The organism is Microbacterium sp. AG238 (assembly GCF_003610405.1).
In the GTDB taxonomy this organism is placed as follows: Bacteria; Actinomycetota; Actinomycetes; order Actinomycetales; family Microbacteriaceae; genus Microbacterium.
Genome location: NZ_RAQC01000001.1, coordinates 980498 through 1004642, shown reverse-complemented (window position 1 = coordinate 1004642; position 24145 = coordinate 980498). Strand labels below are relative to the sequence as shown.

Below are 24145 nucleotides of genomic sequence, written 5' to 3'. Positions count from 1 at the left end.
CATGTACGACGGCATCGTCCAGGACCTGATCGACGAGTTCGGCCGCCTGCCCGGCATCGGGCCGAAGTCGGCGCAGCGCATCGCGTTCCACATCCTGCAGACCCCGACCTTCGACGTCTCCAAGCTCTCGCACCTGCTCGGCGAGCTGCGCGAGCGCGTGCGCTTCTGCGAGGTCTGCGGCAACGTCTCCGAGCACGACCGCTGCGCGATCTGCCGCGACCCGCGGCGTGACGGCACCTTCATCTGCGTCGTCGAAGACGCCAAGGACGTCGCCGCCATCGAGCGCACGCGCGAGTTCCGGGGTCTGTACCACGTGCTCGGCGGCGCGATCAGTCCGATCGGCGGCATCGGCCCCGACGACCTCCGTATCGCTCAGCTGATGCAGCGTCTTGCCGATGGCACCGTACAGGAGGTCATCCTGGCCACGAACCCGAACCTCGAGGGCGAGGCGACCGCGACCTATCTCAGTCGCCTTCTGACGACCCTCGAGATCCGGGTGACGCGGCTGGCATCCGGTCTCCCCGTCGGCGGAGACCTCGAGTACGCCGACGAGGTCACACTCGGCCGCGCGTTCGAAGGGCGCCGCCAGCTCTGACGGCGCCCTCGGACAGCCTCAGGCAGGGTCGTCCGCGAGGCCGACGACGTCGAGTAGCCAGGCGAGCTCGAACGCGCGCTCGTGCCAGGAGTTGTACCGCCCGCTCACGCCGCCGTGGCCGGCGACCATCTCGCACTTCAGCAGCGCGTCCACCCCGACTTCGCGCAGACGCGCGACCCATTTCGCGGGTTCGACGTACATGACACGCGTGTCGTTGAGCGAAGTGACCGCGAGGATCCGGGGGTAGGCCACGCCCTCGCGGACGTTCTCGTACGGCGAGTACGACTTCATGTACGCGTAGACCTCGGGGTCGTGGAGGGGGTCGCCCCATTCATCCCACTCGATGACCGTCAGCGGCAGCGAGGGGTCGAGGATCGTCGTGAGCGCGTCGACGAACGGCACCGCGGCGAGGACTCCCGCGAACAGCTCGGGGGCGAGGTTCGTGACGGCGCCCATGAGGAGCCCGCCGGCCGATCCGCCCTCGGCGGTCATGCGCTCGGGAGAGGTGTAGCCGCTCTCGACGAGGTGGCGCGCGACGGCGACGAAGTCGGTGAAAGTGTTGCGCTTGTGCAGCAGCTTCCCGTCCTCGTACCACTGCCGGCCCATCTCTCCGCCGCCTCGCACATGGGCGACGGCGAACACGACGCCCCGGTCGAGGAGCGACAGGCGCGCCACCGACATCGCGGGGTCGATCGAGTGCTCGTACGAGCCGTAGCCGTACAGGTGCAGCGCGCGGGACCGGTCGTCCGCGCCCGGGTCGCCGAACGAGCGCTTCCACACGATCGAGACCGGAACGCGGGTGCCGTCGTCCGCAGCCGCCCAGACCCGGCGCTGCTCGTAGTCGGCGGGGTCGTAGCCCCCGAGCACCGGCTGGCGCTTACGCAGCAGCAGCTCGCCGGTCGCGACGACGTAGTCGTACACGGTGCCCGGCGTGACGAACGACCCGTAGCCGAGGCGGAGCACGGGGGGAGCCCATTCGGGATTGCCGCCCGACCCCACGGTGTACAGCGGCTCGTCGAACTCGAGCTCGGTGACCGAGCCCGAGCCGTAGTCGAAGATGCCGAGGCGCTGCAGCCCGTCGCGCCGGTAGCCGAGCAGCGCCCAATCGCGGAACTCCGAGAGGCCCTCCAGGCGACGGCCGGGCTCATGAGGCAGCACGACCTCACGCGGGCCCGTCGGATCGTCCGCAGCGACCCGGACGAGCTCGAAGTCGAGTGCGTCGTCGTTGTGCAGGATGTAGAGCACGTCCTGGCCGGACACGATCGCGTGGGAGACCGAGTACTCGACGCCCTCGCGGCGCGGCCACACCGAACGCGGCTCCGCGCGGAGATCGTCGGCCGGCACCAGGAACTCCTCGCTCGTGATCGAGGAGCCGACCTCGATCACGAGATACCGGTCGCTGCGGGTGAAGCCCGCTCCCACCCAGTACCGCTCGTCGGGCTCGTGGAAGAGACGCTCGTCGGTGGCCGTGTCGGTGCCGATCTCGTGCAGCCAGACTGAATCCGGCCGCCATGCGTCGTCGACGGTGGAGTAGACGACGAAGCGTCCGTCCGGAGACAGCGACGCCCCGGCGAAGGTGCCGCTGATCTCGTCGGCGAGGTTCTCGCCGGTGGCGATGTCGCGCAGACGCAGCGTGTACCGCTCGTCGCCCTCGGTGTCGACGCCGTACAGCAGGAGCGTCCCGTCGGCCGAGACCTCGAAGCTCCCGAGCGAGAAGAACTCCGCGCCTTCCGCCTCGACGTTGCCGTCGAGCAGCACCTGCTCGCCGGGCACGTCGACGCCGGGCTCGAGCTGCGGGGGTGTCCAGTCGTCGGGCGACGCCAGGGGAGCGCGGCAATGGATGCCGTACTGGCTGCCCTCGACGGTGCGGCTGTAGTACCACCACTGGCCCCGGCGACTCGGAACCGACAGATCGGTCTCGAGCGTTCGCCCCTTGATCTCCTCGAAGATGCGCTCGCGGAGCCCGCCCAGGTGCGCCGTACGGGCATCGGTGTAGGCGTTCTCGGCCTCGAGGTGGGCGATCACCTCGGAGTCGTCCTTCGCGCGCAGCCATTCGTAACGGTCGACGAACTCATCGCCGTGGTGGGTGCGGCGGTGCTCGCGGACGGCCGCGACAGGGGCCTCAGGAGCGTCGGACGGGCGGGGGGTGAGGATGTCGGGGGTATCGGTCACCGTTCCACGCTAGTGCTGCGCCCGCCTGATCCGGCCGCTCGGATTCACGGTGAGGGCGATGGTGTGGCAGGATTCGATGGTCCGGTTGCCGGACCCTGAACAGACGGTGAACTCTTCGTTCGCGCCCGCCGCTGCCGCGGCATCCCGATCCGTACTCGAGGACCCGTGTTCGCGGGCCCGCACGCACAGAGAGCGCACAGTGGAGACCGCTGTACTCATTCTTCTGCTGGTCATCGGACTGGCACTCTTCTTCGACTTCACCAACGGCTTCCACGACACCGCGAACGCGATGGCGACGCCGATCGCGACGGGGGCCCTCAAACCCAAAGTCGCCGTCCTGTTGGCCGCGGGCCTGAACCTCGTCGGCGCCTTCCTGTCCACCGAGGTCGCCAAGACGGTCTCGCACGGCATCATCCACGAGGAACAGCTCGCAGCGACCGCGCTGCTGCCGTTGATCTTCGCGGGGTTGATCGGCGCCATCACGTGGAACATGCTGACGTGGCTGCTCGGCCTCCCGTCGAGCTCGTCGCACGCGCTGTTCGGCGGCCTCATCGGTGCGACGCTCGTGGGAGTCGGCGCCATGGCGATCGACTTCGGCGTCGTGCTGAGCAAGATCATCCTCCCGGCGCTGATCGCGCCCGTGACGGCCGGTGTCATCGCCTTCACCGTCACGAAGGTCGCCTACGCCATGACCCGTCGTCACGATGGCAAGCCCGACGGCCGTGACGGCTTCCGCTGGGGTCAGATCTTCACCTCGTCGCTCGTCGCGCTCGCGCACGGCACCAACGACGCCCAGAAGACGATGGGCGTCATCACGCTCGCGTTGATCGCCGCCGGCTGGCAGAGCGCCGAGCACGCCGAGCCCCAGCTGTGGGTGATCGTGGCGTGCGCCGTCACGATCGCGCTCGGCACCTACATGGGCGGATGGCGCATCATCCGCACCCTGGGCAAGGGACTCACCGACGTCAAGCCCGCGCAGGGCTTCTCGGCCGAGGCGTCGACGGCCTCGACGATCCTCGCCTCCAGCGCTCTCGGCTTCGCCCTGTCGACCACGCAGGTCGCATCGGGATCGGTCATCGGCTCGGGGCTCGGACGCCGCGGCTCGACGGTCCGCTGGCGCACGGTCGGCCGCATCGCGATCGGCTGGCTGCTGACCCTCCCCGCCTCCGGCGCCGTGGGGGCCCTGGCCGCCCTGCTCGTCGTGTGGCTCGGCCCGACGGGGATCGTCATCGATGCGATCGCCGCCGTCGCGATCGTCCTCGCCCTGTTCCTCCGGTCCCGCCGGAACGAGGTGCACGCGGGCAACGCGATGAGCGAGGTCGCCGATTCCGGTCATGCCGTCGACGTTCCCGCAGATCCGCCGCCCACGCGCCGGCAGCGCCGGGCCCGCGCGGCGGCGGCAGCGGCGAGTCCGGCACCCGAGCAGACGGAGGGCGAGCGATGAACGTCTCGATCGACTGGTTCGCCTTCGTGCAGGTGTTCGCGGCGGCCATCACCGGCGCGGTTCTCGTCGTCGGGTTCTACGCCCTGGGTCTTCGGATGCTGGTGCGCGCGGGCCGGGTGCCGGTGGTCACTCCCGCGGAGTTCACCGACGCGATCGCCGTCATCAGCGAGAAGCAGGCCCGACGGCACGCGAAAGCGGCGGCGAAGGCGGCGAAGAAGAACCCGCTGACGGCGGGGCAGAAGCGGATCGCGCTCGTGACCGCTTACGCCGCCTTCGCCTTCTGCGCACTCGCCGTCCTCGGCGGGATCATCCTCATCGTGGCGGGGCGGTAGGACCCCCGGCATAGGCTGTGGCCATGAGCTCAGCAACGCCGTCGGACGGCCCGGTGCGGGCCCGCGACCGGGCGGCATCCGTGCGGTTCGGTCAGCACGAGCCCGCCCGTCATGTCCTGGTCCATCTGAGCGACACTCATCTTCTTGCGGGCGGCGCGGCTCTCGCCGGACGCTACGACGTCGAGGCGAACCTCGATGCCACGCTCGCGGCCGTCGAACGCACCGGCGTCCGTGCCGACGCGTTGGTGTTCACGGGCGATCTCACCGATCTCGGTGAGCCGGACGCCTATCGCCGCCTCCGCGACGCGGTCGAGCCGGTGGCCGAGCGGCTGGATGCGCCCATCGTCTGGGTGGCGGGCAACCATGACGAGCGCGAGGCGATGCGGGTGGGACTGTTCGGCGGCGCGCCGACACGGGAACCGCTGACCGGGGTCTGGGATCTTGCGGGGCTGCGCCTGATCGCCCTCGACTCCACGGTGCCGGGCTGGCACCACGGCGACATCGACGCCGATCAGCGCGACTGGCTGAGCGAGACGCTCGCCGAGCCTGCGCCGCACGGGACGATCCTCGCGATGCATCATCCGCCGCTTCCGAGTCATGTGCCCTTCTTCGACATCCTCGAGCTGCGCGACCAGGACGCCCTGGCTCAGGCGATCGCGGGCACCGACGTGCGCGGTATCCTCGCCGGCCACCTGCACTACTCGACCTCGGGGACGTTCGCCGGCGTCCCCGTCTCCGTCGCGTCGGCGACCTGCTACACGATGAACCTCCAGCGCCCGCCGCAGGCGGTGAACGGAATGGACGCCGGCCAGGCGTTCCAGCTCGTGCACGTCTACGACGATGTCATCACCCACACCGTCGTGCCCGTCGTCGAGGCGCCGACGGGCGACTACTTCTCCGCCGAGTGGATTGCCGAGATGGCGCGATTGTCGCCGCAGGAGCGTCTCGAGGCGTTTTCGCGCAAGCGCTGACTAGGCTGGGAGCGTCCCTCCCATCGCCGTGAGACCCACAAGGACCCGTGCATGATGTCGTCCCCTTCCGCCACCCGCACCGAGACCGATTCGCTCGGCTCGCTCGAGATCCCCGCCGACGCCTACTGGGGCGTTCACACTGCGCGCGCACTCGAGAACTTCCCGATCTCGCAGCGGCCGATCTTCGTCTATCGTGACCTCGTCCGGGCGCTCGCGATGGTCAAGCAGGCCTCTGCCCGCGCGAACCGCGAGATCGGAGTGCTCGACGCCGAGCGCGCCGACCTGATCGATCGTGCTTCGCAGCTCGTCATCGACGGCGAGTACCACGACCAGTTCGTCGTCGGCGTGGTGCAGGGCGGTGCGGGCACGTCGACGAACATGAATGCCAACGAGGTCATCACCAACATCGCCCTCGAGCTCGCGGGCCGCCCCAAGGGCGACTACGACTTCCTCTCGCCGATCGATCACACCAACCGCAGCCAGTCGACCAACGACGTCTACCCGACGGCCATCAAGGTCGGTCTCGCCCTCGACCTGCAGGGGCTCCTCGACGAGCTTGCGCTGCTGCGCGAGTCGTTCCTGGCGAAGGCCGTCGAGTTCCACGACGTCCTCAAGGTCGGGCGCACGCAGCTCCAGGACGCCGTGCCGATGACGCTCGGGCAGGAGTTCCACGGTTTCGCCACGACACTGGGGGAGGACCACTCGCGTCTCGGCGAGAACGCGTCGCTCCTCTACGAGATCAACATGGGTGCGACGGCGATCGGCACCGGCATCACGACGCACCCCGAGTACCGTCCCGCGGTCGTCCGCCACCTGCGCGAGATCACCGGCCTCGACCTGTCGAGCGCCGTCGACCTCGTCGAGTCGACGAGCGACACGGGGGCGTTCATGTCGTTCTCGTCATCGCTCAAGCGCAACGCCATCAAGCTGTCGAAGATCAGCAACGACCTCCGCCTGCTCTCGAGCGGGCCCCAGGCAGGTTTCGGCGAGATCAACCTCCCGGCGCGGCAGGCGGGGTCGAGCATCATGCCCGGCAAGGTGAACCCGGTGATCCCGGAGGTCGTCAACCAGGTCGCGTTCGCCGTCGCGGGCGCCGATCTGACGGTGACGATGGCGGTCGAGGGCGGGCAGCTGCAGCTGAACGCGTTCGAGCCGATCATCGCGCACTCGATCTTCCAGTCGATCACCTGGATGCGGCGGGCCATGCGCACGCTGCGGGTCAACTGCATCGACGGCATCACCGCGAACCGTGAGCGACTGGGTGCCATGGTCGGCTCGTCGGTCGGTGTCGTGACAGCGCTCACCCCGTTCATCGGCTACGCGGCGGCGGCGGCCCTCGCCAAGACCGCGCTGCTGACCCACCGCAACGTGGGCGACCTGGTCGTGGAGGCCGGTCTGATGTCGCGCGCGGAGGTCGACAAGCAGCTCTCGCCGGCGCGCCTCTCCGGCCTGCAGGCGGTCACAGCGGCCATTCCGATCGTGCTCGCCGACGCCGAGGAGAGCGTGTCGGGCTGATCAGGCTTTGTGCCGCGAGGCCCGCTCTCGCTAACGTCGAGGCTGTTCATCGCTTTCCGAATCCCCGGGGGACCCCATGACCGATCCGAACAACCCGTCCGCACCGCAGCCTCCGGCCTATCAGCCGCCGGCATATCCGACGTCGTCCGCCGACGCTTCGTACCAGAATCCGAACGCGCCGGTGCCGGGCAAGACGCTCGGGATCGTCGCCTTCGTCCTCGCCCTGGTGCCCGTGGGGTTGCAGCTCGTCGGCCTCATCCTCGGCATCGTGGCCCTCGTCCAGAGCAAGAAGGCCGGCCGTAAGAACGGGCTCGCTCTGGCCGCGATCATCATCAGCGCTGTGCTCATGGTGATCGGCGTCGTCGTGGCGATCGTCCTGTTCACGATCTTCGGCAACGTGGCGAACGAGATCTACCAGACGTGCGTCGTCGAGGGCGCCGACACCGTGACGGTCTGGGGCCAGACCCAGTCCTGCTCTTCCACGCGGTACTGACCCGACACGCTGAGAGGAAACCCCCGCGGATTTGATCCGCGGGGGTTTCCTCATGCCCGGCTCAGGTCTGGCCGTTGCGATTGCATCCGAGCATTCAAAGCGCTTAAACTCATCTCCGGCGCAACGTTTAAGCGCTTTGATCGCTTCGGCGATCCCGCGATTCAAGGAGGAAGACGTGAAGTTCAAGACAGTGGCAGGTGGCATCGCCACCCTGGCTGCGGTGTCGCTCATCCTGACCGGCTGCGGCCGGGCGGACGAGTCGGCTGCCGGACCCGCCGAGGTCACGTCGCTCGACGACAGTCCGGCGACGGGCACGATCAGCGTGTGGGCGATGGGCGCCGAGGGTGAGGCCCTGCCCGCGTTCGTCGAGGAGTTCCAGGAAGCGAACCCCGACGTCAAGATCGACGTCACGGCGATTCCCTGGGACGCCGCGCACAACAAGTTCCAGACAGCGATCGCGGGCGGCAACACCCCCGACGTCGCCATGGTCGGATCGACCTGGATGGCCGACTTCGGCGACGCGTTCGCGACCGTCCCGGCCGAGATCGCGACCGACGGCTTCTTCCCGGGAGCACTCAGCACGACCGAGTTCGACGACCGCGCCGCCGGTGTGCCGTGGTACGTCGACACGCGTGTGCTCTACTACCGCACCGACCTCGCGCAGCAGGCGGGCTGGACGCAGGCGCCCACGACGTGGGACGAGCTGCAGCAGCTCGCCTCCGACATGAAGGAGAAGGCCGGCGCCGAGTACGGCATCCGGATGCCGGGCGGCAACGACTCGTTCCAGGGAGCGATGTGGATGCCGTGGTCCGCCGGTGCCGAGTTGACCGACGGCGACGCGTGGACGCTCGACACCCCGGAGATGACGAAGGGTCTGGAGTACTACAAGAGCTTCTTCGACAAGGGCCTCGCCGACGCGAACGCCGACATCTCGGCCGGAGCGACGGAGGCGGAGTTCGTCGCCGGCACCACCCCGATGGTCGTCGAGGGCCCGTTCCTGCGCGGTCAGCTCGAGCTGCTGGGCGGCGCGGACTTCACCTCCAAGTACGCCACGGCCGTCCTGCCCGCTGACACCGGGTCGGTCTCCTTCAGCGGTGGGGCGAATCTCGTCGTGTTCAACCAGAGCAAGAACGCCGAGTCTGCGTGGAAGCTCGTCCGCTGGCTCAGCGAGCCGGAGACCCAGGCCGCCTTCTACGAGCAGACGGGCGACCTGCCCGCCCTCCAGGCGGCGTGGGATGCCCCCGCCCTGGCCGATGACGCGAGCCTGACGACCTTCGGCGAGCAGCTGCAGACGGCGAAGGCTCCGCCCGTGACCACCAGCTGGGTGCAGGTGGCCGCGAAGGGCGATCAGGCCCTCGAGCAGCTGCGCCGCGGCGGGGCGGACGTGCCTACCGTGCTGCAGAAGCTGCAGGCCGACGCCGACGCGATCGGCCTCGAGTGACCTCGATGTCCACCACCACTCTCCCCGCGGCCGGAGTCGACTCCGGCCGCGGGGCCTCCCGACCCGGAGGGCTGCACGCCCGGCAGCGCAGACGTCAGGCGCTCATCGCCTGGGCGTTCTGCCTGCCCTTCGTCGCGGTGTTCGCCGTCTTCATGCTGTTCCCGATCGTCGGTTCGTTCGCGATGTCATTCACCGACTTCACGGCGCGCGACATCACCTCGCCGTTCGCGGTGAACTTCGTCTGGCTCGACCAGTTCGCGACACTCTTCGGCGATCCGCGCTTCATCACGTCCCTCGGTGTGACCGCGATCTTCGTCGTGGTCGGCATCCCCGTCACGATGGTGCTCGCCCTCGCGCTCGCGCTCGCCCTGAACAGCGGCGGTGGACGCATCGTCGCGTTCTTCCGGGTCGGGTTCTACGCGCCGGTGGTCACGAGCATCGTGGCCGTGGCGGTCGTCTGGCGCTACATCCTCCAGCCCGACGGCCTGCTCAACTCGGCCCTCGCCCTCGTCGGCATCGACGGCCCGAACTGGCTGAACGACCCCGCCTTCGCCTTGCCGTCGCTGATCATGATGGCGGTGTGGCGCAACGTCGGCACGCTCATGGTGATCTTCCTCGCGGGCCTGCAGGCCGTGCCCCAAGACGTCAACGAAGCGGCGACGATGGACGGTGCATCATCGTGGCGGCGGCTCGTCTCGGTCACCCTGCCGCTCCTGCGCCCCACGATCCTCCTCGGTGCGGTGCTCATCTCGGTCGGGTACCTCCAGTTCTTCGAGGAAGCGTTCGTCATGACGAAGGGCGGGCCGCTGGATTCGACCCTGTCGGTCGCGTACTACACCTTCCAGCAATTCGGCTTCGGCGAGTACGGCCTGGCATCGGCCGCCAGCTACGTGCTCTTCCTCGCCATCGCCCTGCTGAGCCTGCTGCAGTTCCGGCTGCTCCGTTCGAAGGACTGACCCGATGACAACCATCCCCGCTCCCGTGGTGGACACCGTCACGCCGCCGTCTGCCCCGCGACGACGCCGCCGCCGGTTCGGTCCGCGCGCGATCACCTACACCGTCCTGACCGTCGGCCTCGTCCTCTGGCTCATCCCGTTCCTGTGGATGGTGCTGGGGTCGGTCAAGACGCAGGGCGAGATCCTGCGTCGCCCGCCGACCTGGCTCCCGGAGAACCCGACCGGCGAGAACTTCGCGCAGTGGTTCGGGCCCCTCGACTTCGGCCACTTCTTCACGAACAGCCTGGTCGTAGCGGTCGTCACGGTCCTCGGCAACATCGTGTTCTGCTCGATGGTGGGCTACGCCCTGGCGAAGATGGAGTTCCCGGGCAAGAAGGTGCTGTTCATCCTCGTCATGGTCACCCTGATGGTGCCGGGCGTGGTCACGTTCGTGCCGCTGTTCGTGATGGTCTCGTCGCTCGGGCTCGTCAACACCTACCCGGCGCTCATCCTGCCCTTCATCACCGCACCCATCGGCGTGTTCCTCATGCGGCAGTTCATCATGGGCATCCCCGACGCGCTGCTCGAAGCCGCCCGCCTCGACGGGGCGGGGGAGTGGCGCATCTTCTCCCGCATCGTGATGCCGCTGTGCGGACCCCCGCTCGCGACCCTCGGCATCCTGACGTTCCTCGCCTCGTGGAACAACTTCCTGTGGCCGTTGGTGGCGGCCCAGACCGAGGAGATGTACACGCTCCCCGTCGCGCTCTCGCTCTACTCGACGGGTCAGAACGCGACGAACTACGGACTGCTCCTGGCCGGGTCGGTTCTCGTCATCGCGCCGATCATCGTGCTGTTCGTCTTCCTGCAGCGCTGGTTCATCCGCGGCGTCGCCACCACCGGCCTGAAGTGACCGCCGCGCTGCCGCATCCGTCCCCCCAACAGCGAAAGTCCCCCATGCGACCCGAACTCCACACCGCTCCCGACGGAACCCGCTTCCGCGACCTCAACGGCAACGGCATCCTCGACCCGTACGAGGACCCGCGTCTGACTCCGGAGGAGCGCACCGACGATCTTCTCGGCCGGATGTCACCCGCCGAGAAGATCGGCCTGATGTTCCAGACCGTCATCGAGATCGGCCCGGAAGGCGAACTCCTCGAGGCTCCCGGCGCCATCTCGAAGTCGCCGACGACCGAGGTCGTGGTCGGCAAGAACATGACGCACTTCAACGTGCACGCGATCCGCACCGCCCGTGAGGGCGCACGCTGGAACAACAACCTGCAGCGCCTCGCCGAACGCACCCCGCACGGCGTCCCGGTCACGATCAGCACGGACCCTCGGCACGCGTTCGTCGAGAACACCGGCGTCGCGTTCTCGGCGGGGCCGTTCTCGCAGTGGCCGGAGCCGCTCGGGCTCGCCGCGCTCGACGACCTGGAGGTCATCGAGCAGTTCGCCGACGTGGCCCGTCGCGAGTACTGCGCGGTCGGCATCCGGGCAGCGCTCCACCCCCAGATCGATCTGCCCACCGAAGCCCGCTGGGGACGTCAGGCGCAGACGTTCGGCTTCGATGCCGAACGGGTCTCGCAGATCACCGCGGCCTATCTGCGGGGATTCCAGGGCGAGGTGCTCGGCGCCGAGAGCGTCGCCTGCACGACGAAGCACTTCCCCGGCGGCGGGCCGCAGCTCGACGGCGAGGACGCGCACTTCCCGTACGGCCGCGAGCAGGTCTACCCGGGCGGCATGTTCGATTACCACCTCGAGCCCTTCCGTGAGGCGATCCGGCGCGGAACGGCCGGGATGATGCCGTACTACGGCATGCCCGTCGGGCTCGAACGCAACGGCGTCCCGATCGCCGAGGTCGGCTTCGCCTACAACCGCCAGATCGTGACCGACCTCCTGCGGGACGAGCTCGGCTACGACGGCGTCGTCGTCACCGACTGGGAGCTCGTCAACGACAACCACGTCGGCGACCAGGTGCTGCCGGCACGCGCGTGGGGTGTCGAAGAGCTCGACCCGACCGAGCGCATGCTGCGGCTGCTGGATGCCGGTGTCGACCAGTTCGGCGGCGAGGAGTGCACCGATCTGCTGGTCGACCTCGTCGAGTCGGGCGCCGTGCCCATCGAGCGCATCGACGTCTCCGCTCGCCGCATCCTTCTGGTGAAGTTCCGCCTCGGTCTCTTCGACGACCCGTACGTCGATGAGGACGAGGCCGAGCGCATCGTCGGGAACGCCGATTTCCGTGCCCTCGGCACCCGCGCGCAGGCGGAGTCGCTGACCGTTCTGCAGAACCGCGACGACGTGCTGCCGATCGCGTCGGCCCCGCGTCCGAAGGTGTACGCCGAGAACATCGGCGATGCCGCGCTCGCGCCCTACGCCGACCGAGTCGAGCGGCCGGAGGACGCCGACGTCGCGATCGTCCGCATCGGAGCGCCGTTCGAACCGCGTGACGACCTCTTCCTCGAGAAGTGGTTCCATCAGGGGTCGCTCGACTTCGGCCCCGGACTGGTCTCGCGACTGGGGCGTGTCGCGGCGCACGCGCCTCTCGTGCTGGTCGTCGGACTCGATCGTCCCGCGGTGCTCACGCCTTTCGTGCCGGTAGCGTCGGCCATCGTCGCCGACTACGGCAGTTCGGATGCCGCCGTGCTCGCGGCGCTCACCGGTGCCGTGCCCCCGCGCGGCACGCTGCCGGTCGAGATCCCGCGATCGATGGAGGCCGTGCGCCGCTCGCGGACCGATGTTCCGGGCGACACCGACGAGCCGGTCTTCCCTCGGGGGACCGGGCTGTCGATCGTGCCGGCGTGAGGTCCGTCGGTAGACTCCCCGGGGAATCGAGGTAGTCATGGTGGTCGGTCGGCCCACGGTCTACGACGTCGCGGAACGTGCCGGGGTGTCGATCGCGACGGTGTCGTTCGCATTCCGTCGCCCCGACAAGGTGCGCACCGAGACCCGCGACATGGTGCTCCGGGTGGCGCGCGAGCTGGGGTACGTCCCGAGCGGCTCGGCCCGGAACCTCGCGCGTGGCCGCACGGGGGTGCTCGGGCTGCATCTGTTCGACCTCCTCGTCGAATCGGCGCCACCCGTCGAGACCGGGCTGAATGCCGGGGGAGACCCGGCGGGCTCGACGACTCCGCCCGGTCTCACCGACCTCGCCGAGCTCGACCTCGACGTCGACCTGATCTCGTGGGACGCCGAGGAGGACGTCCGTCGCAGCGCACCCCGGACCTTCCCCCTGTACGTCGACGAGATCCAGAGAGGATTCGTGCTCGAGTGCAAGCGCGCGGGCACCGCGGTGCTGCTCAGCACCGGGGGACTGGGTGCCTCCGAGATCGCGGACACGGCGGGGCAGGTCGACGGTCTGGCGATCCTCCCCGGGCCCACGGTGACCGCGTCGCTCGGGTCGGTGTCGTCGACGCTTCCGGTCGCCGTGCTGAGCTCTCCGCTGGGCGACGCGCACCACGTCCTCGCCGACAACGCGGGCGGCGAGCGGATGCTCGTCGAGCACTTCGTCGAGGTCCACGGGGTCTCCACGTTCGGGTGGATCGATGCGCCCGCGGGCTTCGACACCGACGAGCGCCGCACCGCCTTCTTCGATGCCGTCGCCTCCCACCCGGGCGCGAGCGCCGAGATCATCGACACCGTCGAGCTCGAGCGCGCGCCGGTGTTCCCGGGGCTGAGCGCCCGGGCGGGCGCCGGCTCGCTGCCCGAGGCGGTCCTGTGTGCGACCGATCAGATCGCGCTCGCCGCGCTCGACGTGCTGCACGCCCGCGGCGTGGCGGTGCCCCGAGACGTGCGGTTGGCCGGCTTCGACGGCATCCAGGCGGCCGGGATGTCGTCGCCGCCGCTCACGACCGTGCGTCAGCCGATGGAACTGATGGGGCGCATCGCCGCCCACCTGCTGCTGAACGACCCGGGTGACGGCTCGGCGCGACGAAGCGTGCGCGTCGAGGTCGGGCTCCGGGTCGGCGGAAGCTGCGGGTGCGCGGTCAGCCCGTGATGCGGCAGTGCGTCCGCAGCTCGCCGATGCCGTCGATGCCGACGGTGACGACGGAGCGGTCGCGCAGGAAGATCTGCGGGTCGCGCGAGTAGCCCGCCCCGCCCGGGCTGCCCGTCGAGATGAGCGTGCCGGGCAGCAGTGTCGCCGCAGTCGAGAGGTGCGCGACGAGCGTGGCGACCGAACGGATCATCTGGCCCGTCGAGGCATCCTGCACCGTCTGGCCGTCGACGACAGCCCAGATGTGCAGGTCTTGCGGGTCGGGGATCTCGTCGGCCGTCACGACGTACGGCCCCGTCGGCGTGAAGCCGTCGAACGACTTGCAGCGCGACCACTGCGCCTCGGAGAACTGGATGTCGCGCGCGGTGATGTCGTTGACCACGGTGTAGCCCCAGACGTGGTCGAGAGCCGTGTCGGCGGGGACGTCCTTCGCCGCGGCCCCGATGATGACGCCCAGCTCGGCCTCGTAGTCGACGGACTCGCTGAGGCTCCGCGGCCACGACGTGATCGCGTCGTGAGCGGTCAGCGAGTTGGGCCACAGCGTGAAGACGGTGGGCGCGGTGTCGGCCTTCAGGCCCAGCTCGCTCGAGTGCGCCGCATAGTTCAGGCCGACGGCGAGCACGATGGGCGGGGCGAGGACGGCCGACGCGAACGTCGAGCCGTCGACGCCGTGCCACGCGATATCCGCACGCGTCGCCGCATCGGCGACCCGTGCGAGACCGTCGTCGCCGAGCTCGATGAGCTGCTGCAACCGGTCGGGTGCGCCGGCGAACAGGTCGCCGACGAACGTGGCCCGGTCGTCTTCGACGAGCACGAGGCGGGGATCGTCGGCCCCCGCGGTCATCACGTGGGCAAAACGCATGCTGCCAGGCTACCCGGCTCACGGGTCGGCCGCCGCGCGAGCTGCTCCGCGTCGGGCAGGGGCGCCCCTAGGGTGGGGGCGTGTCGTTCCCGTCGCCTCTCTCGCAGCCGCAGCCAGGACATCCCGGTCCGATCCCGACCGCGCCGACCTCGCCTCCCATCGTCCCGGTGCGGGCGAGACCGGGCGGGTGGGCTGCGCTCTGGGTCGGCGCGGTCCTCGTGCTGCTGCTGTTCGGGCTGGTCGCCTACCTGGTGTCCTTCCTCGGCTGGTTCGCCTCGATCGTGGGCGCGGTGCTCGCCCTGCTGCCGCTGCTCGGCGTGCTGTGGGCGGTCCGTATCGTCGACCGGTGGGAGCCCGAGCCGCCGCGGCTGCTGTGGCTCGCGCTCGGGTGGGGAGCGGTCGCGTCCGTGATCATCGCTCTCGGGGTCGATCTGCTCGTCACGATCGTGACCGGCCCGACGCGCGACCCTCTCGCGCAGGCGATGGCGAGTGTCGTCCAGGCGCCCATCGTCGAGGAGGTCGCGAAGGGGCTCGGCATCCTCCTCATGCTCCGCATCGGGCGTCGCTACTTCGACGGCCCGGTCGACGGCGTCGTCTACGGGGCCATGATCGGGGCGGGCTTCGCGTTCACCGAGAACATCCTCTATTTCGCCGACAGCCTCATCGCAGGCGGACTCGCGCAGGTGTCGGTGACCTTCGTGCTGCGCGGCATCCTCTCGCCCTTCGCCCACGTCATGTTCACGGCCGCGACCGGCTTCGCGGTCGGACTCGCGGTGCGTCGCGGTGCGCGGGGCGGTGCGGTCTTCGGCCCCTGGGCGACCGGCCTCGCGGTCGCGATCCTCTTGCACGCGCTCTGGAACGGCTCGGCCGCCTTCACCGACTTCTTCGCTCTGTACGCGACGCTGCAGGTGCCGCTGTTCATCGGGTTCGTGCTCGGCGTGCTGCTGCTCCGCCGTGAGGAGGCGCGACTCACGCGCGAACGGCTGCACGACTACGCGGCGGCGGGCTGGTTCACGCCCGTCGAGGTCGACCTCCTCGCCACCGGACGTGGCCGACGCCGCGCACTGGCCTGGGCGCGGACGCTCCCCGGCGACCGCACCGAGACGATGCGCGCCTTCATCGCCGAGGCGACACGTCTCGCAGCGGCGCGGCAGCGCGCGCTGACCGGCCGCGACGACCATGCCCTCGCCGACGAGCGCGAGCATCTCGCCCGGGCGACGCGACTGCGACAGACCCTGCTGCGACCGTGACGCCCGGCGGCGATGACATGACCGCGAGATGACATCGCCGGGAAAAGACTCAGCGCCCGGTGCTGCGGCGATGCCTGCATGTCTCCCGGGCGCTGAGTTGGCCTGCCTCCATGATGCTCCGGGCCCCACGCCTCGTCAAGGGGTGCGGCCCAGCACACGCCGCGTTGCGTGCACCCCCTCCCTCGGGTTGGATGGACACCATGACTGACGACCGCACCAAGCCCGAGATCGACGCACCCGAGGGCCCCGCGCCCGATGACCTCGTCGTTCGCGACCTGATCGTCGGCGACGGTGCCGAGGCCAAGCCCGGCGACACCGTCACCGTCCACTACGTCGGCGTCGAGTACACCTCCGGCGAGGAGTTCGACTCGTCGTGGAACCGCGGGGAGAGCATCCAGTTCCCGCTCCGCGGCCTCATCCAGGGGTGGCAGGACGGCATCCCGGGCATGAAGGTCGGCGGCCGCCGCGAACTCGTGATCCCGCCGCACCTCGCGTACGGCCCGGCCGGCGGCCATTTCCTGGGTGGCAAGACCCTGATCTTCATCATCGATCTGCTCGCGGTCGGCTGATCCGACGGACGCCTCTCGACGGGCGGATGCCGCACCACGCGGCATCCGCCCGTCGCTGTTCGGCCACCGGAAATTTACATTCGCGGGAATAGGCTGTGCGAGGGTCGCGTTGCCGCCCCTGTACGCCGGACCCCTCCCGGACACCTACGACGAAGGACGATCATGACCACGACCACCGAAATCCCCGGTTACAAGGCTGGCACCTGGGTGCTCGACGCCTCCCACAGCGAGGTGGGCTTCAGCGTCCGCCACATGATGATCTCGAAGGTGCGCGGCACCTTCGCCGTCGCCGAGGCGACCATCGTCGCACCCGAGAACCCCCTCGAGCTGACGCTCGACGCCAAGGTCGACGTCGCCTCCATCAACACCAAGGACGAGGGCCGCGACAACCACCTCCGCAGCGCCGACTTCTTCGACGTCGAGAACTACCCGAACATCACCTTCGTCTCGACCGGCGTGCGCCAGCAGGGCGGCGACTTCCTCGTCGACGGAGACCTCACCATCAAGGACGTCACCAAGCCGGTGACGTTCGAGGTCGAGTTCGGTGGCTTCGGCACCGACCCGTGGGGCAACTACAAGGCCGGCGCGACGGCGAAGACCGTCATCAACCGCGAGGAGTTCGGCCTCACGTGGAACGCCGCACTCGAGACCGGCGGTGTGCTCGTCGGCAAGGACGTCACGATCGAGCTCGATCTGCAGGGCTCCATCCAGGCCTGATCGCCGGATTCCCACGAGGGGCGGATGCTGCGGCATCCGCCCCTCGTCGCGTCATCGGGCGCGGCTGCCGCGGCTCACGGTGACGGGTGCGTCGCGTCGTAGGCGCGGAACGCCGGCGCCAGGCGCACGAGCAACGCCACCAGCGCCACGATGACGAAGCCGCCCAGCAAGGGCGGGAACCACAGCGCCGTCACGGTCGCCAGGGTGCCGGCGTACAGCGCTCCCAGCCGCGGGCCGCCGGCGACGACCACGATGAACAGGCCCTGCAGTCGGCCGCGGATCTCGTCGGGGACGGCGGCCTGCACCATCGTGTTGCGATAGATCGAGCTGATGTTGTCGGCGGCGCCCGAGCCGGCCAGGGCGAGTGCCGCGAGGGCGATGAGGGCGACGTTCGCCGAGTCTTCGCCGATCCGTCCCGGAGAGAGCGCTCCGAACGATCCCGCGAGCAGGACGGCGCCGAACAGGGCGATCGTGATCCCGTAGGCGATGATGGCCCGTTCGATTCCCCGGCCGTGCATCGGGTAGCGCGCGATCGGGCCCGAGAACAGGCTCGAGAGGAAGGCTCCGACTGCGATCGCGGCCGTCAGGAGCCCCGTCGTGATCGCGCCGCCGCCGAGCAGCACCGCGCCGATCGCGGGGAAGAGGGCGGTGGGCTGGCCGAACGTCATCGCGATGATGTCGAGGATGAACTGCAGCCGGATGTTCTTCGCTCGCCTGATGAACCGCCAGCCGTCGGCCAGCGATTTCAGGCCCGGACGGACGACGGTGCCCTCGGGACGGATGCTGGGCAGTGACCAGAGCCCGAGGAAGAGGGCGCTCATCAGCACGAGGTCGATCGTGTAGGTCCAGCCGTAGCCGGTGAACGCCACGAGCAGGCCCGCCGCGGCGGGGCCGACCGACACCATGATCCCCATCGTGATGCCACCGAGGGCTGACGCCGCGGGCAGCAGCTCGCGGGGGATCAGGCGCGGCACGATGGCCTGGCGTGCGGCCATGACGACCGAGTTGGCCGCCGAGTTGATCACCGCGATGGCGTACAGCCAGGCGACGGTCTCGCTTCCGCTCCACGTCAGCACCATCAGCACGGCCGTCGAGACGAAGGTGACGGATGCCGCGATGATCGCGACCCTGCGCCGGTCGAACGCATCGGCCAGCATGCCCCCGTAGAGCCCGGCGATGATCATCGGGACGAGCCCGGCGACGGCGATCATCGCCACGGCGAACGTCGACGCCGTCAGGTCGTACATGTGGAGCATGATCGCGACGATGGTCAGCTGTCCGCCGAGACCGGCGAGAGTCGATCCGACCCACATGCGCGCGAACGCGGGGGAGGTGGTCAGCGGCCGCAGATCGATGAGGTGGTCCCGACGCAGGCGCATCAGACGAGCCTAGATGACTGGTACAGTAGAGCGGTTGCCGTTCGATCGGCCGCGGATAAAGAGAGCTCGCACATCGGGTGACGGGCGCCGCGCAATGAGAAGGAAGGGGATCCCATCTATGGCACTCGAAGCAGACGTCAAGAAGGCGATCATCGAAGAGTACGCGACGCACCCCGGTGACACCGGATCCCCCGAGGTGCAGGTCGCGCTCATGTCGCAGCGCATCAAGGACCTCACCGAGCACCTCAAGACCCACAAGCACGACCACCACTCGCGCCGTGGGCTCTTCCTGCTCGTCGGTCAGCGCCGTCGACTGCTCGGCTACCTGCAGGAACTCGACATCCAGCGCTACCGTGCGCTGATCGAGCGCCTCGGTCTCCGCCGCTAAGGAGAGCGACCCGCGCACAATCGCGCAAAACATTCTTGCGAAGGCCGTCCCAGGTGTGGGGCGGCCTTCGGCATTTTCGGCACCGGCCGTCGACGTCGTGGGCCGAGAACGTACCCTCGCCGCGAGCGCGTACGCTCTCTGGTGCGTTGTCGCGCCGACGGTGCGTCCTCGGCGGCGGTCGGCGGCCGTGGTCAGCGGGTCTCAGCGGCGGTCAGCGGCGAGCAGATCGCCGTGCCAGCGGGCGGCGACGTCGGGGTGTGCCCGCAGGCGCGACTTGAGGGCGTTGTCGCCGTGCACCCCGTGGATGGGGTTCGCGGGGTCCTTCGTGACGCCTCTCGCCTGGGCGGCGAGCTCGGCGGGCAGCTCGATGAGCGGAAACCGGGCATCGAGTGCGGGATTGAAGAAGAACGGCACCGAGATGCGGTCCTCGGGGTACCGAGGCGAGACGACGCGATGGTTCGTCGCGATGAGATAGCCGTCGGTCGCGTACTCGAGCAGTTCGCCGATGTTGACGACGAAGGCTCCCGGCACCGGCGGCGCGTCGACCCATTCGCCGTCGCGCTCGACCTGCAACCCGCCCTTGCCGGGCTCGACCCACAGCAGAGTGAGGGCGCCCGAGTCCTTGTGCGCGCCGACGCCCTGCTGCGGCGTGGGGTCGTCCTTGCCGGGGTAGCGGACGATCTTCAGCAGCGTCTGAGGTTCGCCGAAGTGGTCCTCGAAGTAGCTCGCGGGCGCGCCGAGCGCTTCGGCCCAGGCGCGGAGCAGGCGTCGCGCGACCTTTGAGAGGTGGGCGACCCATGCGTCGGCCACCTCGCGGAGCTCCGGCTGTGCAGAAGGCCACAGGTTCGGGCCGATCAGTCGCGCGTAGTCGGGGGCGTGGGGGTCGTCGACCGCGGGCCGCTCGGGACCGATGTCGATCTGCTCGCGCCAGTCGACACGGCCCTGCGTGAGCTCGCCGCCCACGCGGGTGTAGCCGCGGAAGTGCGGGCTGTTGACGTTCTCGATAGCGAGCTTGTCCGCCTCGGGCAGCGCGAAGAACTCGCGCGCGACGCGGTGCAGTCTGTCCTCGAGCCCCGCCGGGATGCCGGTGCCCGTCAGGTAGAAGAAGCCGACGTCGTGCGTCGCGGCCCGCAGTTCGTCGCGGAACCGCGCGATGTCGGCGGCGTCGCCGTCGAGCTGCGAGAAGTCGAGAACGGGAAGGGAGAGCTCGCCCATGCAGCGAGGCTACGAGCCCTCCGGGGCGTCCGCGCGATTGTTGCGCGGGATGACCGAGCCGGGCTCCCGTGGTCGGCGCGAGCCGGTCGGGTCGTTGCGACGCCCCTCGCGTCCGGCGAGTCCGGGGTCGCGGAACAGCCAGGCCGGGCGCGGCTCGACGAGCGGGCGGAACACGCGTCGGACCGGAGCGGTGGCGAGGCCGAGCGCGATGAGGATCGATACGACGACGACGAGCGGCAGCCACAGCCACGTGGGCTCGGCGTCTCGCAGCACGCCCGACTCGCGGAAGGGGTACAGCACGAACGAGTGCAGCAGGTAGACGTACATCGTGTACTGGCCGAGCCGGGTCCACCGGTGCGAGCCACGGGGGATGAGAGCGAAGAAGGATGCCGTGAGGGCCAGGGCCACCAGCAGCAGCGCGACCCGCACTGCTCCTGCCCACCACTCGGAGCTGCCCGCATCGGAGTAGCTCGCGTCGTAGAACATCCATTTGCCGAGGTTGATGTCGCGCCACGTGCCGATGAACGCCCACGCCACCCACCCCGCGACCCCGAGCGTCGCGACGGCGGCGGTGACCGTCGCGGGGGTGCGTCGCAGCAGGCCGAGCCGGTCGACGACGTCGCGGTCTCGCAGCCACCAGCCGAGCACGAAGAACGGCAGGAACCCCAGCGTCCGCGACAGTGAGAGCGTCGAGTCGAGGTTGGGGAGGTAGCCCGAGATGATCGAGATCGCGAAGGCCCACAGCAGCGGCCAGCGCAGGAGTGCGAGGTAGGGCAGCACGAGGCGGAAAATGCCGAGCGCCAGCAGGAACCACAGCGTCCACGAGGGCTGCGTCGGATTGGGGTTCGCGTGTCCTTCCACGAGGAACTTCGTGAGCGTCCAGAGCCCCTCGAAGATCACGTACGGCACGATGATGTCGGTGATGACGCGGGCCATCTGCCGCCGCGACTGCGGGTCGGATTTGGAGAAGTACCCCGAGATGATCGCGAACGCGGGCATGTGGAAGGCGTAGATCACGAGGTACATCGCCATCGCGATGTCGGAGTCGTACGTCAGGCGCTGGATCGCGTGCCCGAGCACCACCAGCACGATGCAGGCGAAGCGGGCGTTGTCCCAGAAGGGCACACGGCGTTTGGGGCGCGTTCCGGTCGTGCCGGTGGCGGGATGCGTCATCGTGGGTGAAACACTATCCCGCGGGAATAGGCCGAGCGCGATCGCGTTGCATGGTTTATATTCATTTGCATGAAACGGATGCCGAGGCATCCGGGAAGGCGGACCGACGTGAACACGCACACGAGCGACAACACCGGCTGGTCGGGGATGCAGTTCGGCATCTTCTCCGTGAGCGACATCACGGCCGACCCCACGACCGGCCACACCCCGAGCGAAGCGGAGAAGATCCGCGCAGCCGTGACCATCGCCAAGCACGCCGAGGAGGTCGGGCTCGACGTCTATGCGATCGGCGAGCACCACAACCCGCCGTTCTGGTCGTCGTCGCCCACCACGACCCTCGCCTACATCGCGGCGCAGACCGAGCGCCTCATCCTCTCGACGGCGACGACCCTGATCACGACGAACGACCCGGTGAAGATCGCCGAGGACTACGCGATGCTGCAGCACCTCTCGGGCGGCCGCGTCGACCTCATCATGGGACGCGGCAACACCGGTCCGGTCTACCCGTGGTTCGGCAAGGACATCCGTCAGGGCCTGCCGCTCGCGATCGAGAACTACGCCCTGCTGCACAAGCTGTGGCGGGAGGACGCCGTCGACTGGGAGGGCAAGTTCCGCACGCCGCTGCAGGGCTTCACCTCGACGCCCCGTCCGCTCGACGGCGTCGCGCCGTTCGTCTGGCACGGCTCGATCCGCACCCCCGAGATCGCGGAGCAGGCCGCCTACTACGGCGACGGCTTCTTCGCGAACAACATCTTCTGGCCCAAGGAGCACTACCAGCGCCTCATCGACTTGTACCGTCAGCGCTTCGCGCACTACGGTCACGGCACGCCCGAACAGGCGATCGTCGGGCTCGGCGGTCAGGTGTTCATGAGTGCGAACTCGCAGGATGCCGTCCGCCAGTTCCGCCCCTACTTCGACAACGCCCCCGTCTACGGCCACGGTCCTTCGCTCGAGGACTTCAGCGAGATGACGCCGCTTACCGTCGGGTCGCCGCAGCAGGTCATCGACCGGTACGCGGCGATGCGCGAGACGTTCGGCGACTACCAGCGCCAGCTCTTCCTCATCGACCACGCGGGTCTTCCGCTGAAGACCGTGCTCGAGCAGCTCGACATCCTCGGCGGCGAGGTCGTCCCGGTGCTGCGCAAGGAGCTCGCTCAGGGTCGTGGAGCCGACGTCCCCGACGCGCCGACGCACGCCGCGCGCGTGCGCGAGGTCTACGGCGACGGCCCCGCCCGTGAGGCGCGTCCTCGCGCCAACCGCGGTGACAACCTCAGCGGCCCCTCGCCCTACCAGGATGCTCCGGCGCCCGCAGGTTCGGCCTTCGGTGTGGCGGCGGCACGATGAGCGCGCGGCGGATCGCCGTCGTGTCGGCGGGGCTGTCGAACCCGTCGTCGACGCGGATGCTGGCCGACCGTTTGGCGACGGCGACGATCGCGGAGCTCGCGGCATCCGACATCACCGCGACGGCCGACGTCATCGAGCTGCGCGATCTCGCGCACGACATCACCAACAACCTGCTGACGGGCTTCGCCCCGCCCGCGCTCGAGTCGGCGATCAACTCGGTCGTCTCGGCCGACGCGCTCATCGCCGTGACACCGATCTTCTCGACGAGCTACTCCGGGCTGTTCAAGTCGTTCATCGACGTGCTCGACCCCGACTCGCTCACGGGGAAGCCCGTGCTGATCGGGGCGAACGCGGGCACGGCTCGGCACTCGCTCGCAATCGACTACGCCATCCGGCCGCTGTTCGCGTATCTGCACGCAGCACCCGTGTCGACAGGTGTCTTCGCCGCGTCGAGCGACTGGGGGAGCAAGGCCGACGAGGTCGCTCCGCTGAGCGCCCGGGTCGAGCGCGGGGCACGTGAGCTTGCCGCCGCCGTCGTGGCACGCACGCCCGTCACGGACGCGGATCCGTTCGACCCCGCCTCGTACCTCGGCGAGGGCAAGTCGTTCGGTCACCTGCTCGGCGGTCTCGCGGGGGAGTGACCCGCTCACGGCGCCGCGTGAGGGCGGCCGCGATCACATCGATCGCGGCGCCCAGCGCGAGCGCCGCTGCGACGGATACGACGACCGCGACGATCGGCGCGTCGGGCAGCAGCGCGCCGATCGCGGCGCCGATGATGCTCTGGTAGGCGGCCCAGGCGGTGGCCGCGATCGCGGCCACCGGGAGGAAACGGCCTGCCGGCACCCGTGTGGCTCCCGCGGTGAGGTTGACCGCGAGGCGCGCAAACGGGATGAAGCGGGCGGTGAAGACGACTGTCGCGGTGCCGCGCGACAGTCGTGACCCCGCCCACGCGAACGCCTCCGCCACTCGTCTATGCCGCATCCACCGCCAACGGCGCAGTCCGATGCGGCGGCCCACCGCGTAGCAGAGGGCGTCTCCGCAGAACGCGGCGGACGCGGCGACTGCGACGACGCCGAGCAGCGGCGGGTCGCCGGTGGCGGCTGCGAGCGCACCAGCCGCCGTCACCGCGATCTCACCGGGTACGACGACCAGCACGGAATCGAGCAGGACGAGCGCGAAGACCCCGACGAGCAGCCACGGCCCGTCGGCGATCGTTGTCAGCAGGTCGGCGGGCACGCGGTATCCCTATCAGCCGGGGATGAACGGTGCGGGAACGGCGACGGACAGGCGTCCGCGAGGTGACCGACCGCCGAGGATCGCGTGAACAGTGGGCGATACCGGCTGCTTCGCCGCGCGGGGGTG

At 69.5% G+C, this 24145-nt stretch carries 23 protein-coding genes; 17 read left to right on the top strand and 6 right to left on the bottom strand.

Features of this window, described 5'->3' with window-relative positions; translation table 11 throughout:
• Position 1: 1 nt before the first annotated feature.
• Complete coding sequence (recR, locus tag DEU36_RS04765) at positions 2–595, top strand: recombination mediator RecR (protein ID WP_120263146.1); 594 nt, start codon at positions 2–4, stop codon at positions 593–595.
• Between the two features lie 18 nt (positions 596–613).
• Here recR and DEU36_RS04760 read toward each other — a convergent pair whose 3' ends face one another.
• A complete protein-coding gene (locus DEU36_RS04760; protein WP_259455215.1) occupies positions 614–2767 on the bottom strand; it encodes a S9 family peptidase in 2154 nt (717 codons plus the stop codon).
• 199 nt (positions 2768–2966) lie between these two features.
• Here DEU36_RS04760 and DEU36_RS04755 point away from each other — a divergent pair, with 199 nt between their 5' ends.
• From DEU36_RS04755 to DEU36_RS04710, 10 genes are all read left to right on the top strand, one after another.
• Positions 2967–4211 carry an inorganic phosphate transporter gene (locus DEU36_RS04755; RefSeq protein WP_120263145.1) on the top strand — a complete coding sequence of 415 codons (1245 nt, stop codon included), beginning with the start codon at positions 2967–2969 and terminating at the stop codon, positions 4209–4211.
• On the top strand, positions 4208–4543 hold the full coding sequence (locus DEU36_RS04750; RefSeq protein ID WP_120263144.1) for a peptidase: 336 nt from the start codon (positions 4208–4210) through the stop codon (positions 4541–4543). Before DEU36_RS04755 ends, DEU36_RS04750 begins: the two co-directional genes overlap by 4 nt.
• A gap of 23 nt (positions 4544–4566) precedes the next feature.
• Positions 4567–5514 carry a phosphodiesterase gene (locus tag DEU36_RS04745; RefSeq protein WP_120263143.1) on the top strand — a complete coding sequence of 316 codons (948 nt, stop codon included), beginning with the start codon at positions 4567–4569 and terminating at the stop codon, positions 5512–5514.
• Positions 5515–5568: 54 nt separating this feature from the next.
• Positions 5569–7029 (top strand): aspartate ammonia-lyase, encoded by a 1461-nt coding sequence (locus tag DEU36_RS04740; protein WP_120264363.1) that lies wholly within the window; start codon positions 5569–5571, stop codon positions 7027–7029.
• A gap of 76 nt (positions 7030–7105) precedes the next feature.
• Positions 7106–7522 carry a DUF4190 domain-containing protein gene (locus DEU36_RS04735; RefSeq protein ID WP_120263142.1) on the top strand — a complete coding sequence of 139 codons (417 nt, stop codon included), beginning with the start codon at positions 7106–7108 and terminating at the stop codon, positions 7520–7522.
• 175 nt (positions 7523–7697) lie between these two features.
• Positions 7698–8963, top strand: a complete 1266-nt coding sequence (locus DEU36_RS04730; protein WP_259455214.1) for an extracellular solute-binding protein — start codon at positions 7698–7700, stop codon at positions 8961–8963.
• Positions 8964–8968: 5 nt separating this feature from the next.
• Positions 8969–9919: a carbohydrate ABC transporter permease gene (locus DEU36_RS04725; RefSeq protein WP_120264362.1), complete on the top strand. Its 951-nt coding sequence runs from the start codon at positions 8969–8971 to the stop codon at positions 9917–9919.
• Between the two features lie 4 nt (positions 9920–9923).
• Positions 9924–10808, top strand: coding sequence for a carbohydrate ABC transporter permease (locus DEU36_RS04720; RefSeq protein ID WP_120263140.1), 885 nt, complete (start codon positions 9924–9926; stop codon positions 10806–10808).
• Between the two features lie 44 nt (positions 10809–10852).
• Positions 10853–12697, top strand: a complete 1845-nt coding sequence (locus DEU36_RS04715; RefSeq protein WP_120263139.1) for a glycoside hydrolase family 3 protein — start codon at positions 10853–10855, stop codon at positions 12695–12697.
• Between the two features lie 37 nt (positions 12698–12734).
• Positions 12735–13889: a LacI family DNA-binding transcriptional regulator gene (locus DEU36_RS04710; RefSeq protein WP_120263138.1), complete on the top strand. Its 1155-nt coding sequence runs from the start codon at positions 12735–12737 to the stop codon at positions 13887–13889.
• On the opposite strand, the gene DEU36_RS04705 is transcribed toward DEU36_RS04710, so the two are convergent.
• Positions 13879–14748, bottom strand: coding sequence for a fumarylacetoacetate hydrolase family protein (locus DEU36_RS04705; RefSeq protein ID WP_120263137.1), 870 nt, complete (start codon positions 14746–14748; stop codon positions 13879–13881). The genes DEU36_RS04710 and DEU36_RS04705 overlap by 11 nt on opposite strands.
• Positions 14749–14915: 167 nt before the next feature.
• Here DEU36_RS04705 and DEU36_RS04700 point away from each other — a divergent pair, with 167 nt between their 5' ends.
• From DEU36_RS04700 to DEU36_RS04690, 3 genes are all read left to right on the top strand, one after another.
• Positions 14916–15998, top strand: a complete 1083-nt coding sequence (locus DEU36_RS04700) for a PrsW family intramembrane metalloprotease (protein ID WP_259455213.1) — start codon at positions 14916–14918, stop codon at positions 15996–15998.
• A gap of 200 nt (positions 15999–16198) precedes the next feature.
• A complete protein-coding gene (locus DEU36_RS04695) occupies positions 16199–16567 on the top strand; it encodes an FKBP-type peptidyl-prolyl cis-trans isomerase (protein ID WP_023951826.1) in 369 nt (122 codons plus the stop codon).
• Between the two features lie 162 nt (positions 16568–16729).
• The gene (locus tag DEU36_RS04690) at positions 16730–17284 is read left to right on the top strand and encodes a YceI family protein (RefSeq protein ID WP_120263135.1); all 555 of its coding nucleotides are present in this window, start codon (positions 16730–16732) and stop codon (positions 17282–17284) included.
• A 74-nt stretch (positions 17285–17358) separates the two neighbouring features.
• On the opposite strand, the gene DEU36_RS04685 is transcribed toward DEU36_RS04690, so the two are convergent.
• Positions 17359–18663, bottom strand: coding sequence for an MFS transporter (locus tag DEU36_RS04685; protein ID WP_120263134.1), 1305 nt, complete (start codon positions 18661–18663; stop codon positions 17359–17361).
• Between the two features lie 118 nt (positions 18664–18781).
• On the opposite strand from DEU36_RS04685, the gene rpsO reads away from it, so the two are divergent.
• Positions 18782–19051 carry a 30S ribosomal protein S15 gene (rpsO, locus tag DEU36_RS04680; RefSeq protein ID WP_120263133.1) on the top strand — a complete coding sequence of 90 codons (270 nt, stop codon included), beginning with the start codon at positions 18782–18784 and terminating at the stop codon, positions 19049–19051.
• A gap of 201 nt (positions 19052–19252) precedes the next feature.
• On the opposite strand, the gene DEU36_RS04675 is transcribed toward rpsO, so the two are convergent.
• Entirely contained in the window at positions 19253–20266 is a 1014-nt protein-coding gene (locus tag DEU36_RS04675; RefSeq protein WP_120263132.1) for an isopenicillin N synthase family oxygenase, read from the bottom strand.
• Between the two features lie 9 nt (positions 20267–20275).
• Positions 20276–21439: an acyltransferase family protein gene (locus DEU36_RS04670; RefSeq protein WP_120263131.1), complete on the bottom strand. Its 1164-nt coding sequence runs from the start codon at positions 21437–21439 to the stop codon at positions 20276–20278.
• Positions 21440–21586: 147 nt separating this feature from the next.
• On the opposite strand from DEU36_RS04670, the gene DEU36_RS04665 reads away from it, so the two are divergent.
• The gene (locus DEU36_RS04665) at positions 21587–22783 is read left to right on the top strand and encodes an LLM class flavin-dependent oxidoreductase (protein WP_120264361.1); all 1197 of its coding nucleotides are present in this window, start codon (positions 21587–21589) and stop codon (positions 22781–22783) included.
• Positions 22780–23424, top strand: a complete 645-nt coding sequence (locus DEU36_RS04660) for a CE1759 family FMN reductase (RefSeq protein ID WP_023951815.1) — start codon at positions 22780–22782, stop codon at positions 23422–23424. Before DEU36_RS04665 ends, DEU36_RS04660 begins: the two co-directional genes overlap by 4 nt.
• On the opposite strand, the gene DEU36_RS04655 is transcribed toward DEU36_RS04660, so the two are convergent.
• On the bottom strand, positions 23336–24019 hold the full coding sequence (locus tag DEU36_RS04655; protein WP_120263130.1) for a DedA family protein: 684 nt from the start codon (positions 24017–24019) through the stop codon (positions 23336–23338). The genes DEU36_RS04660 and DEU36_RS04655 overlap by 89 nt on opposite strands.
• Positions 24020–24145 lie beyond the last annotated feature (126 nt).